Source organism: Streptomyces sp. NPDC055506 (genome assembly GCF_053643595.1).
Genome location: NZ_JBSHKH010000184.1, coordinates 1 through 12,776 on the forward strand (window position 1 = coordinate 1; position 12,776 = coordinate 12,776).

General features: G+C 72.4%; 10 protein-coding genes. 3 read left to right on the plus strand and 7 right to left on the minus strand.

From position 1 onward, the window contains the following. The coding region (locus ACWIF2_RS37830) for an MFS transporter (RefSeq protein WP_454365846.1) at positions 1-1,528 on the minus strand (1,528 nt) is incomplete at its 3' end. A 99-nt stretch (positions 1,529-1,627) separates the two neighbouring features. Between ACWIF2_RS37830 and ACWIF2_RS37835 the strand changes: the two genes are divergently transcribed. Then, positions 1,628-2,212, plus strand: a complete 585-nt coding sequence (locus tag ACWIF2_RS37835; RefSeq protein WP_454365848.1) for a TetR/AcrR family transcriptional regulator — start codon at positions 1,628-1,630, stop codon at positions 2,210-2,212. Here ACWIF2_RS37835 and ACWIF2_RS37840 read toward each other — a convergent pair. From ACWIF2_RS37840 to ACWIF2_RS37865, 6 genes are all read right to left on the minus strand, one after another. Continuing rightward, the gene (locus ACWIF2_RS37840) at positions 2,187-2,879 is read right to left on the minus strand and encodes an ATP-binding cassette domain-containing protein (RefSeq protein WP_454365850.1); all 693 of its coding nucleotides are present in this window, start codon (positions 2,877-2,879) and stop codon (positions 2,187-2,189) included. The two genes, ACWIF2_RS37835 and ACWIF2_RS37840, sit on opposite strands and share 26 nt — an antisense overlap. Next, positions 2,876-3,844: an ABC transporter ATP-binding protein gene (locus tag ACWIF2_RS37845; protein WP_454365852.1), complete on the minus strand. Its 969-nt coding sequence runs from the start codon at positions 3,842-3,844 to the stop codon at positions 2,876-2,878. The genes ACWIF2_RS37840 and ACWIF2_RS37845 overlap by 4 nt, the downstream gene beginning before the upstream one ends. Next, complete coding sequence (locus tag ACWIF2_RS37850; RefSeq protein WP_454365854.1) at positions 3,834-5,597, minus strand: ABC transporter permease subunit; 1,764 nt, start codon at positions 5,595-5,597, stop codon at positions 3,834-3,836. Before ACWIF2_RS37850 ends, ACWIF2_RS37845 begins: the two co-directional genes overlap by 11 nt. Further along, positions 5,594-7,087: an ABC transporter substrate-binding protein gene (locus tag ACWIF2_RS37855; RefSeq protein ID WP_454365856.1), complete on the minus strand. Its 1,494-nt coding sequence runs from the start codon at positions 7,085-7,087 to the stop codon at positions 5,594-5,596. The genes ACWIF2_RS37850 and ACWIF2_RS37855 overlap by 4 nt, the downstream gene beginning before the upstream one ends. Before the next feature lie 99 nt (positions 7,088-7,186). Beyond that, the gene (locus tag ACWIF2_RS37860) at positions 7,187-8,497 is read right to left on the minus strand and encodes a vanadium-dependent haloperoxidase (protein ID WP_454365858.1); all 1,311 of its coding nucleotides are present in this window, start codon (positions 8,495-8,497) and stop codon (positions 7,187-7,189) included. Between the two features lie 102 nt (positions 8,498-8,599). Next, complete coding sequence (locus ACWIF2_RS37865; protein ID WP_454365860.1) at positions 8,600-9,958, minus strand: PucR family transcriptional regulator; 1,359 nt, start codon at positions 9,956-9,958, stop codon at positions 8,600-8,602. A 190-nt stretch (positions 9,959-10,148) separates the two neighbouring features. On the opposite strand from ACWIF2_RS37865, the gene ACWIF2_RS37870 reads away from it, so the two are divergent. Together ACWIF2_RS37870 and pruA are read left to right on the plus strand one after the other, a co-directional pair. Beyond that, positions 10,149-11,075, plus strand: coding sequence for a proline dehydrogenase family protein (locus ACWIF2_RS37870; RefSeq protein WP_454365862.1), 927 nt, complete (start codon positions 10,149-10,151; stop codon positions 11,073-11,075). A 34-nt stretch (positions 11,076-11,109) separates the two neighbouring features. Further along, a complete protein-coding gene (pruA, locus tag ACWIF2_RS37875; RefSeq protein WP_454365864.1) occupies positions 11,110-12,741 on the plus strand; it encodes an L-glutamate gamma-semialdehyde dehydrogenase in 1,632 nt (543 codons plus the stop codon). The last annotated feature ends 35 nt before the right edge of the window (positions 12,742-12,776 follow it).

The following is a 12,776-nucleotide window of genomic DNA, read 5'->3' on the forward strand; positions in this document are numbered from 1 at the left end:
GGCTGAGTTGATCAGCCCGTCCGGCGTTTTCCTGTTCGGGGACCCGGCGCAGGAGCACCGTGGCAGCGGCCGCCGCTGCGGCCAGCAGCACCGCGCCCGTGATCGCCGCCGCGTGCATACCGCTGGTGAAGGCCTCGCGTGCCGCCGTCGCCAGGGCGTCTCCCGCGCGCCCCGGCAGCTGCTCGGCGACGGCCAGGGCGCCGCCCAGGGTCTCGCGGGCCGGGGCGGGCGCCGAGGCCGGGATCTCGTGGCGGTAGACGGCCGCACCGATGGAGCCGAGGAACGCCATGCTCAGCGCGCCGCCGAACTCCGTGCCCGTCTCCAGCAGGGACGAGGCCGCGCCCGCCTTCTCCACCGGGGCGGCGCTCAGGGCCAGGTCGGCCACCTGGGACATGGCGGCGACGACGCCGCAGGCCAGGACGGCGCACGCGGTCAGCAGCAGCCAGAGCGAGTCCGTGCCGGCCAGGGCCAGCAGCACATAGCCGCATGCGGTGACCGCGAAGCCCCCGGCGACGACATGGGCGCGGGGAACGCCCCGCCGCACCAGCTGTGCGCCGGCCACGGCCGCCAGCCCGATGGGCACCGACGGCAACAGGCTCCACAGCGCCGCGTCCAGGGGACTCTTGTCCAGGACCGACTGGATGTACTGGGTCGTGAAGTACGCCGAGCCCATCATGCCGAAGGCGGCCACGAGGTTGAGGACGACGGCCGGGCTGAAGCCGGGGCTCCGGAACAGTTCCGGTGAGATCAGCGGGGACACCGCCGTGCGCTGGCGGTGGACGAACAGCGCGGCGAAGAGCAGGCCGGCACTCACCGACATCGCGTACCGCACGTCCCAGCCCTGCGACGCGAGCTCCTTCAGGCCGTAGATCACGGGGAGCACGGCCGCCATCGACAGGGGAACGCTCAGCAGGTCGAAGCGGCCGGGGCGGGGGTTCCTCGACTCGGGCAGCAGGAAGGGCCCCAGGGCCAGGAGCAGCGCCATCGCGGGCAGATTGACCAGGAAGACCGAGCCCCACCAGAAGTGCTCGACGAGCACGCCGCTCATCACCGAGCCGAGGGCGATGCCGGCCGTCATCACACCCGACCACAGGCCGATCGCCTTGGTGCGCTGCGCGGGGTCGGTGAACATCGTGCGCACCAGCGCCATCGTCGACGGCATCAGTGTCGCGCCGCCGATGCCGAGGACCGCGCGGGCGGCGATCAGGGTCTCGGCGCTGTTCGCGTAGGCCGCCACCAGGGAGGCGGTACCGAAGGCGGCGGCGCCGAACAGCAGGAGCCTGCGGCGGCCGATGCGGTCGCCCAGGGAGCCCATCGTCATCAGCAGGCCGGCCAGGACGAAGCCGTAGCTGTCGAAGATCCAGAGCTGTTGGGTGGCGCTCGGCTCCAGGTCGGCGCTGATCGCGGGGATCGCGAAGTAGAGGACGGAGACGTCCATCGAGACCAGGAGCAGCGGCAGCATCAGCACGCCGAGGGCCGTCCATTCGCGGCGGCCGGCACGGGCCGGAGGGGTGGGGTTCGTCGTCATGGGCTGGACTGTACGGGCGTGTTAAACACTTGTCTAGTACGGACGTATAAGACGAACGTCTGGGACGAGTGTATGAATGCCGGGGTAGAGTGAGCTGTCATGGGACACCGTGAGGATCTGCTCGAGGGCGCCAAGCGCTGCCTGCTGGCGAAGGGGTTCGTGCGCACGACCGCGCGTGACATCGTCAAGGAGTCAGGAACCAACCTGGCTTCGATCGGCTACCACTACGGCTCCAAGGACGCGCTGCTCGCAGAGGCGTACCTGTCGCTGGTCGGTGAGCTCTCCGACGCCTTCGAGGGAGAGGAGCCCGGGGGGAGCGAGGCTGAGCCCGGCTCGCTGGAGCGGTTCCAGGAGGTGTGGTCCAACATCATCGGGACCATGCGGGGGCCCGGTTCGATGTGGCGCCTCAGCATGGAGATCGTGGCCATGGGGGACCAGTTGCCCGTGGTGCGCGACCACCTCGCGCAACAGCAGCGGGATGCCGAGCGGGCCCTGGTCGCGCTCTTCATGGGTGTCCGCGAGGAGGACATCCCGGACAAGACCCTGGACACGCTCGGCAGGTTCTACACGACGCTGATGACGGGGCTCATCGCACAGTGGAACTTCGACCCCGAGCGGGCGCCGGACGCCGACGCGCTCACCGAAGGTCTGCGCCAGGTCATCGAAGCCGCTGACCGGACGTGAGACGGCCCCCGCTCATCTCGATCACCCGGTCCGCGAAGTGCCGTACGACCGCCCGGTCGTGGCAGATGAACAGGTAGCCGAGGCCCAGGTCGTCCTGGAGGTCGGCGAGCAGGTTCAGCACGCCCGCCCGGACCGATGGGTCGAGTGAGGACACCGGCTCGTCCAGGACGAGCAGGCGTGGGTCGCAGGCCAGGGCGCGGGCGATGCCGGCGCGTTGGCACTGGCCGCCGGAGAGTTCGTGCGGCCGGCGGTCGCCGTATGTGGGGTCGAGGCCGACCCGGTCGAGGAGTTCGGCGACACGGGCGGGGCCGTCCGCGGGATGCCAGCGGCCCTGGACCTTCAGCGGTTCGGCGATGGCGTCCCGGATGCGGTGGCGGGGGCTCAGGGAGCCGTACGGGTCCTGGAAGACGGGCTGCATTCGGGGGCGCAGCGGGCGCAGTTCGCGTTCCGGGAGGGACGTCAACTCCCGTCCCTCGAAATGGACTTCGCCACTCGCCGGGCGGCGGAGCTGGAGCACCGCCAGGGCCGTCGAGGACTTGCCGCAGCCGGACGGGCCGTTCAGGGCCAGGGTCTCGCCGGCGGCCAGGGAGAAGGAGACGCCGTCCACGGCGGTGACCGGGCCGTAGCGGACGACCAGGTCGCGGACGTCGAGCAGGGGATCGGTCATGCCGGCTGTCCCTCCTTCAGGAACAACTCCGTGGCGGGGCAGGGGAGTTCCTCCCATCGGTGGCAGGCGACCAGGCGTCCGGCCGCCTGCCGGGGCTCCGGTTCCGCCGTGTGGCAGGGGTCCGCCGCGAGCGGGCAGCGCGGGGCGAAGGCGCAGCCCGGCGGGAGCGTGCCCGGGGCGGGCGGGGTGCCGCGCAGGGCGGGGAGCCGGCGGCCCGGGGGAGCGTGCCGCGGGAGGGACGCCAGCAGACCTGCCGTGTAGGGGGCGCGGGGACGGGCCAGCACCTCGTCCGCGGGGCCGAGTTCGGTGAGGCGCCCGGCGTACATGACCAGCATCCGGTCCGCGTGGCCCGCCACGGCGTCCATGTCGTGGGTGACCAGGACCAGCGCGGCGCCGGCCGCCTCCCGCTGCTCGGCGAGCAGCCGCAGCACCTGGTCGCGGCGCTCCTCGTCGAGGGCGGTGGTGGGCTCGTCGGCGACCACGAGGTCGGGCTCGTTGATCGTGGCCATGGCGATCACGGCGCGCTGCCGCATGCCGCCGGAGTACTCGTGCGGATACGCCCGCGCCCTGCGTGCCGCGTCCGGGATGCCGACGCGGTCCAGGGCGGCGACCGCCCGGGCCCGGGCCTCCTTGCGAGAGACTCCGGCCACCGAGCGTACGGCGGCGGCGAGTTGGTCGCCGACCGGGTGCACGGGGGAGAGGGCGGACAGGGCGTCCTGCGGGACGAGGGAGATACGGCGGCCGCGGTGGGCCGAGAGGTCCGGGGTGATCGTCCCGCTCGTGGTCGCGCCGCGTGGCTGCATGCCGAGGAGCGCGCGGGCCGTGAGGGACTTGCCCGCCCCCGACTCGCCGACGATCGCCAGGACTTCACGTGGCAGCACGTCGAAGGACAGGCCGCGCACGGCCTCGACCCCGTCGAAGGCGATCCGCAGCTCGCGCACCGACAGCAGTGGCTCAGACTCCAACGGGGGCCTCCTTCTTCTCGGCCTTTACCGGAGCCGGGCCGGCTCGCCGTACGCTCCGGCCCTGGGTGAGTGCCGCGCCCGACACCGCGAGGCCCGCCAGCAGGGCCAGGGCCGCCGCCGGGGCGAGGGCCGCCCACGGGGCGCGTTCCACATAGGCCCGGGACTCCTCCAGCAGCAGGCCCCACTCGGGGGCGGGCGGCTGGGCGCCCAGGCCGAGGAAGCCGAGGGAGGCCAGGGCCAGGGCGATACCCGGCAGCCGCAGCAGGGCATGGCGGGCGACCGGGGCGGCCACGGACGGCAGGACATGCCGGGTGAGGATCCAGAACGGGCTCGCCCCGATGGCCCGTTGGGTGGTGAGGAACGCCGACGCCCGCACCTCCTGCACCAGAGCCGCCGCGTGCGCGGACAGGGCAGGCCAGGAGATCAGCGTGACCGCCAGGGCCGCCCCGCCGGTGCCCGGCCCGACGGCCGCCGCGACCAGGATGCCGACGATCACCGGGGGCAGCGCGTTGGCGATGTCCGACGCGCCCGCCGCGACCCCCGGCAGAAAGCCCAGCACGAGCGCGATCAGCAGGCCCAGCAGACAGACCGCCGCGGCCGTGCCGACCGTCGAGGCGGCGCCGTGACCGAGCCGGGCGAGCACATCGCGGCCGAGACCGTCGGTGCCGAGCGGATGCGACCAGGAGGGCGCGGCGAGACGGACGGTGGTGTCCACGGCGTACGGGTCGCGCAGCAGGCCCCAGCCGATGGTGAGCAGCAGGACGGCGGCCAGTGCCACCGGGACCGCCGGGTGCGCGCGGACCGGGCGGGCCGGCGGCAGCGTCAGCCCGGCGTCCCGCAGCGCGGGCCCCAGCAGCCGGCGCCGTATGCCCGCCGCCACCGCGCCCGCGACCAGCCCGAGCAGCAGCAGCGCGAGGACCGAGCCCTGGAGCAGCGGAAGGTCCTGAGACCGGGCCGCGCCGAGGGCCGTACGGCCGATGCCCGGCACCGCGAACACCGTCTCCACGGCCACCGCCCCGCCCGTCAGGCCGACGGCGACCATCCCGAACTGCGGAACCAGCGGCGGCAGAACGCGCCGCAGCGCCGCCCCCGCGACCCGCGCCCGGCTCACCCCGGCACCCCGCCACAGCTCCGCCCACCGCTCGTCGAGCACGGCGGGCAGCGCGTCCGCCACCAGCCGCCCGAGCAGCCCGCCCGCCGGGACGCCCAGGGCGAGCGCGGGCAGCACCAGATACTCGGCGCTCTGCCAGCCGGACGTCGGCAGCCATCCGAGCCACACCCCGAACACCAGCAGCACCACGGTGGCCAGCAGGAACTCGGGTACGGCGGCGAGCATCGCGGCGAACGCCCCGGCCGAGCCGCGCCCGCGCACCAGCACCGGCGTCACCAGCGCGGCGGCCAGCAGCACCGCCACGCCGAGCGCCGCGCCCATCAGCCCCAGCGACACCTGGAGCCCGGCGACCACGGACGGCAGGACGTCGTGCCCCGAGACCCAGGAGGTGCCGAAGTCGCCGTGGAGCAGGTCGGCGGCCCACCTCCCCAGCAGAGACAGCGGGCCGGCGTCCAGGCCGAGGTCCCGGCGGATCGCGGCCAGGGCCTCCTCGGTCGCCTCCTGCTCGGCCGACCGGGCGCGCAGCACGGTGAGCGCCGGGTCGCGGTGGGAGAGCCAGGGCAGCAGGCCGACAACGGCCAGGACGGCGAGGAGGCCGACGCAGCGGGTCAGTCCGGCCGTGCGCTTCGCAAGGAACCTCACTTGACGTAGGTGTCCGCGGTCACGAGCTCGCGCTCGCGCGGGTCGTGCGCGGCGTTCACGACACCGGCGGCGTCGCCCTGGATCACCCGCTCGTGGAGCATCGGAACGGCCGCGTCCGCGGCCAGGACGGCGGCCTCGGCCTCGACGACCGCCTTGCGGCGGGCGTCGCCGACCCGGGTGTCGGTGGCCTTCTTCAGGGCCTTGTCGACCTCGGGGTCGGCGAAGTGCGAGAGGTTGAAGGTGCCCTTGGATGCGAAGTCGCTGTAGAGGTACGCGGCCGGGTCGCCGGAGTCGAGGACGGTGGCGCGGGAGAGGACGAACGCGTCGAAGCGGCCCGCGAGCGCGTCGGACTCGATGTTCGCGTACTCGCGCACGTCCAGCTTCACCTTGAACCCGGCCTTCTGGAGCTGCTGTTGCAGCGCGGCGGCGACCTCGGGCATCTCGGAGCGGTCGGTGTACGTGCCGATGGTGACGGTCTCGCCGGACGGGTCGCCGGCCTTGGCGCGCTCGACCGGTGTACGCAGATCGGCGGCCCAGGGCAGGGCGGGCCCGAGCAGGCCCTCGGCGACATCGGCGCGGCCCTCGTACACGCCCTTCACGATCGACTCGGCGTCGATCGCCTCCCGGGCCGCCGCCCGGATCGCGGGATCCTCGAAGGCGCCCTTCTCCGTGTTGAGGTAGAGAGTGTTGGTGCGCGGCATCGGGACCTCGGTGACCAGGTCCTTGTCGAGGACGGCGGCCTGCGAGACGGGGATCGCCTCGACGATGTCGGCCTCGCCGCTGCGCAGCGCCGCCGCGCGTGCGGTTCCGTCCGGGACGAACTTCACGTCGATGCCGGGGGATTCGGCCTTCCCGCCCCAGTAGCCGTCGTAGCGGTCGAGGGTGGCGGAGGAGGTGCCATTGACCTTCGTCAGTTCGAAGGGCCCGGTGCCGGCGCCGACGGGGTCGACCGTCTTCCCCCGGTAGGCCTTCGCCGCCAGGATCGCCAGCTGCGGGGAGCTGAGCCGCTGCGGGACCAGGGGGTCCTCGGTGGCGGTCGTGACGGTGACCTTGTCACCGTCCGCCTTCGCGGTGAGGTCCACGCCGTCGAGGATGCGGGGCTTGGGGGAGGCGGTGGCGGCCTTGGTGAGGGCGTGGACGACGGCTTCGGGGGTGAGTTTCGTGCCGTCGTGGAAGGTGACGCCCTCGCGGAGGGTGAAGGTCCAGGTCTTCCCGGACTGCTGCCACTCGGTGGCGAGCGCGGGCCGGGCGTCGCCCTCCGCGTCCAGCTTCACGAGTGTCTCGGCGGTCGACCAGCGCGACAGTTTGAACGCGTCGTCGGAGAGCGGGGAGAGGCCGGAGCGTGGAGGCTGGAGCATGGCGACGCGTATGCGTTTCCCCCCGGGCCCGGAGTCGTCCGTGGCCTGCTGGGTGCCGGTGAAGCAGCCGGTCAGCAGGGCGGAGGCGGCGGTGAGGGCGGTGAGGGGGGCGAGACGAGCGGGGACGCGCACGGGACACCTCGGTCAAGGCATGGTCAAAAGTTGAATGTGCCACGACCGTAGCATGATGACAATCGTTTTCAGAAGAAGAGGGGTCAGGGGGAGGAGGGGTCAGGGAGCCGGACGGAAGTACTTCCGCAGTGCCCAGGCCGCGAGTTCGCGACCGGTGGCGGCGCCCACCTCGTCGGCCGTGCGGGTGTGGATCCCGCCCCAGACCCTGGCGTCGATGACGTCCTGTTCGTACTCGTGGGCGTAGCGGTAGTGGCGGGACGTACCGGTGGTGGTCGACCGGATGTGCAGGTCGACCCGGGAGCTGCCGAGGATCCCGGTCAGCATGCGCATCAGCGCGCCGCCCATGGTGGCGTGGCCGCTGAGGTAGTCGGGATGCGCCGGGGTGACGAGCAGAGGTTCCCAGTGCCGGTCCGCCCGGGTCGCCGGGTTGCCGTCGGTGTCCGCCTCCCGGATGGCGGTGACGGGCCGCCAGGTGCCGTAGTGGAGTTTGGCGTCCCAGGCGGCGACGACGGCGTCCACCTGGGCGGTGTTGGCCGCCGCGTACAGGCGTGCGGTCTCGGTGATGTCGAACCCGTGCCGGGTGGCGTGGTCGCCCAGAGCTCCTTGCAGGTCCAGGTTGGTGAAATACCGCGCGGTGTCCGTCTGTTCGGGGGTCCGCTGCGAGCCGGTCCGGCCTCCGTAGGCCGCCAGTTCGCGGAGGTCCTTCGCGTACCGGGCGGAGCGGAGCGCCGGCGGGGGGCCGGGGCGGAACTGGTGCGGGGAGTCCAGCAGCAGTGGCCGCAACCTGCCGATCCAGGCATTGCGGAACGGCTCGTGACCGGGCGGGGTGGGACGCCAGACACCGGGGCGCGGACGCGCGGGAAACGGCACGGACGCGCCGCGGCCGTCATCGCGGCGCAGATCGATGATGTGGTCGGCGGCGAGCTTCCCGAACGCGACGCCCTGGTCCTCGGCCTCGCCGTCGGGGATCTTCGCGAGGGTGCCGGTCAGGGCGGCGTCCAGCCGGGGAGCGGCCCCGGGGAAGGAGTGGCGCAGTACCTGGTGTGCCGCCGAGGCGGCAGCCGCCGCGGACGAGGCCGTACGAGGCGCCCGTCCGTCCCACTTGTACGGGGCGAAGCGCCCCTCGATGCCGACGACGGCGTTGTAGACGGCGGTGGAGACGTACGCCTCCCAGATGAACGACTCGGGCGGCACCGGGCGGGCCTCGGCCTCGATGGTGGCATCGGCCGTGCGCATCCACTCGATGACCGTCGATGCGCTCCGTTCGCCCCGCTCGGCCTCGTACGCCGTTCCCGCGCTGCGGCCGGAACCGGCACTCGCGTGGGCGCCCGGCAGTGCGAGCGCGAGCACCCCGCAAGCCAGCCCCGCGACCGCCGTTCGCTTCGCGGACCAGGCGCGTCGGTTCCGCACGTGAACTCCTCCCAGTCGATGGCACACCGGGAGATTCGTGACCGCGCGCGGCGCCCGACGGCACGGCGCCGTCCTGAAGATCGCTCCGTCGGGCGATGGGTCTCACCCGGAAGGCCCGATGGCCCGACCGTGCGCGAGCCGGGCCCCCTTCAACGCCATGTGCAGGAGCAGACGGTCCTCGCCGTCGTCCAGGTCCAGGCCGGTGAGCTTCTCGATCCGGGACAGTCGGTAGTACAGGGTCTGGCGGTGGATGCCCAGCTCGGCGGCGGCCCGGGCGGCCTGGCCGGCGCAGTCGAGGTAGATCTCGGCGGTACGGGCGAGTTCCACGTGCACCGGGGAGAGCAGGGCGTGGACGGCGGGGTCGTGGGCCAGGTCCGGAGGCAGCGCGGTGAGCAGCCGGAACGGTCCGATCTCCGACCATTGCGCGACCGGTCCCAGCCGGGCCTCGGCCAGCGCCGCCCGAGCCGCCGCGGACGCCTCCCACCAGGCGGTGCCGAGCTCTGCGAGGCCGGAGCGGGGGGTCGCGAGGCCGGCGGCGGGGCCGGTCGGTCCGTGGGTGGAGGTACCGGACTGCCCGGACGTGGATCCCGAACCGGGCCCGGCGGAGGCGCCGCGTGTGCCGCGCGAGGCCGTACCGCCCGACGTAGCGGCAGCCGAACCGCCCGAAGCCCTGCGGCCTGCGGCCCCACCGCCCGAAGCGCCGCCGCCCACCCGCTCCAGCAGCCGTGTCGCCGCGGTGGTCGCCGGAGTCAGTACGTCCGTCGAGCGCAGCCGGATCAGCAGGGCCACGCACTGGGCCGACGCCCCCCACGGCAGCGTGCACAGAGCTGTCGCGCCCGGCATCGTACGGACCGAGGGGGCGTCGTCGGGGTCGGCCGATGGCCAGGGGGCCACGCAGACCACCGTGTGCAGACCGTCGGCGCGGGAGCCGAGCGCCGTGCGGAGTTCCGCTATGGCCATGTCGCGCTGCCAGTCGCGTTCCGCAGTGAGGACGGCGCGCAGTTCACGGCTCAGGTCGGCACCGTGCTGGGCCTCGTCCGCGAGCAGCGCCCCGATCCGGGTCGTGACCTCCATGGCGGCGGAGAGCCGCTGTTCGCTCGGGCCGGGATCGTCGTCCAGGAGCCAGACATAGCCGTGGACCACGCCCCGGTGGCGGACCGGGAGGCAGATCCGCCCCCGGTTGACCCCCGCCTCCGGCGTCGGCGGGATGCGCACCGGGCCGGTCGCACGCGTGATGCCGAAGCCCTCGAACCAGGCCCGGACGGCCGCGGTCGAACGGCGGGTGAGGATCGAACGGGTGCGCACCGGGTCCAGGGCCGACGGATCGAGGTCGCCCTCGCTGTCGTACGCCCCGAAGGTGATCAGCTCGAAGTCCCGGTTCTCCAGCGTCGCGGGCGCGCCGAGGAGCTCCGAGATCTCGTCGACCAGCTCCTCGTAGTCGCCCCGGTGTTCCGACGTCATGCGGGCATTGTCCCCCACCGCCCACGACCCTTCATACATCTGTCTGAGATCTGCGGCACGAATGCGTGACAGCTGTCGATGGCCGACGATCGAGAGGATCCTTAGGTTTCACGGTGGTTCTCCGCGCCGTACCCGAAGCGTCATCCGCCCGGGGTCCGGCCATCCGTTGGTTGTGCTCTGGAGGTGCCCCGTGCTGGGTCCCGTGATTCTCGCCGCGTCTCGCAGCGACCGGATGCGACGCCTGATCTCGGCGGCCCCGGTGACCAAGCAGGTCGTCGACCGCTTCATCCCGGGCGAAGGCGTCGACGACATCGTCCCGGTGGTCCGGGACCTGGCCGACCGGGGTCTGGAGCTGACGATGGACGTCGTCGGCGAGGACATCACCAACCCCGCGCAGGCCGCCGCCGCCCGGGACTCCTACCTGGAGCTGATCGACCGCCTCAAGCCGCTGGAGCTCGGCACCCGTGCCGAGATGTCGGTGAAGCTGTCGATGTTCGGGCAGGCGCTGGAGGACGGCCACGAGCTGGCCCTCAAGAACGTCCGCCCGGTCGTCGAGGCCGCCGCCGAGATCGGCACCACGGTCACTCTGGACGCCGAGGACCACACCACCCTCGACTCGATGTTCGCCATCCACGATGAGCTGCGGAAGGACTTCCCGGGGACCGGCTGCGTCATCCAGGCCTACCTCTTCCGCACCGAGGCCGACGCCCGCCGCCTCGCCGCGAACGGCAGCCGGGTACGCCTGGTCAAGGGCGCGTACAAGGAGCCCGCCTCGGTCGCGTACCAGGACAAGCACGAGATCGATCGGGCGTACGTACGGATTCTCGGTACGTTGATGGAGGGGACGGGGTACCCGATGATCGGGTCCCACGACCCGCGCCTGATCGCGATCGGCCAGGAGCTCGCCCACCGCGCCGGGCGCAAACTGGACGAGTACGAGTTCCAGATGCTCTACGGCATCCGCGGCGACGAGCAGTCGCGCCTCGCCGCCGAGGGCCACCGCATGCGCGTCTACACCGCCTACGGCACCGACTGGTACGGCTACTTCATGCGCCGGCTCGCCGAGAAACCGGCCAACCTGCGGTTCTTCGCACGATCGATGCTCACCAAGGGCTGACCGCCACACCGCTCAGTAAGGAGTTAGGGAAAACATGGACGCTGTGACCCAGGTCCCCACCCCCGTCAACGAGCCGGTGCACGGCTACGCCCCCGGCTCGCCCGAGCGTGCCCGGCTGGAGGCCAGGCTGAAGGAGCTGGCCGACAACCCCGTCGACCTGCCCTGCACCATCGGCGGCGAGAAGCGGATGGGCGGCGGCGAGGCCTTCCAGGTCGTCCAGCCGCACAACCACAAGGCCGTGCTCGGCACGTACCGCAACGCCACCCAGCAGGACGCCCAGGACGCCGTCGACGCGGCCCTGGCCGCCGCGCCCGCCTGGCGTGCCCTGTCCTTCGACGACCGCGCGGCGATCATCCTGCGCGCCGCCGAGCTGCTGTCGGGCCCCTGGCGCGAGACGCTCGCCGCCTCCACCATGCTCGGGCAGTCCAAGACCGCCCAGCAGGCCGAGATCGACACGCCCTGTGAGCTGATCGACTTCTGGCGCTTCAACGTCTCCTACGCCCGCAACCTGCTGGCCGAGCAGCCCCCGGCGAACTCCCCGGGCGTGTGGAACCGTCTGGACCACCGCCCGCTGGAGGGCTTCGTCTACGCGGTGACGCCCTTCAACTTCACCGCCATCGCGGGCAACCTTCCGACGGCCCCCGCCCTGATGGGCAACGTCGTCGTCTGGAAGCCGTCCCCGACGCAGACCCACGCCGCCGTGCTGCTCATGCAGCTGCTGGAGGAGGCCGGTCTGCCCAAGGGCGTCATCAACCTCGTCACCGGCGACGGCATCGAGGTCTCCAAGGTCGCCCTGGAGCACCGCGACCTCGCCGGCATCCACTTCACGGGCTCGACCCCCACCTTCCAGTACCTGTGGAAGACGGTCGGCGCGAACATCGAGAAGTACCGCACCTACCCGCGCCTTGTCGGCGAGACCGGCGGCAAGGACTTCCTCGTCGCCCACCCGTCGGCCGACCCGGCGATCCTGAAGACGGCGTTCACCCGCGGTGCCTTCGAGTTCCAGGGCCAGAAGTGCAGCGCCACCTCCCGGGCGTACATCCCGGCGTCGATCTGGAACTCGGGCTTCAAGGAGGAGCTCGCCGCCGAGGTCGACGGCATCAAGATGGGTGACGTCACCGACCTGTCGAACTTCATCGGCGCCGTCATCGACGAGCGTGCCTTCGCCAAGAACAAGGCCGCCATCGACCGCGCCAAGGAGGACGCCACCTGCACGATCGTCGCGGGCGGCACCTACGACGACTCCGAGGGCTACTTCGTCCGCCCGACCGTCATCGAGTGCAGCGACCCGGAGAACGAGGTGTTCCGCACCGAGTACTTCGGCCCGATCATCGCCGTGCACGTCTACGAGGACGACAAGTACGACGAGATGCTGACCCAGATGGAGTCGGTCTCCGACTACGCCCTGACCGGCTCGGTCATCGCGAACGACCGCGCGGCGGCGGCCTACACGGCCGACAAGCTCCGCTACGCGGCCGGCAACTTCTATATCAACGACAAGTCGACCGGTGCCGTCGTCGGCCAGCAGCCCTTCGGCGGCGGTCGTGCCTCGGGCACCAACGACAAGGCCGGTGCCCCGCAGAACCTGATGCGCTGGACCCTGACCCGCGCCATCAAGGAGACGCTGGTCCCGCCGACCGACTACACCTACCCGCACATGGGCTGAGATCCCGCGGAACCGACGGGCCGGGTCCCCAGGAC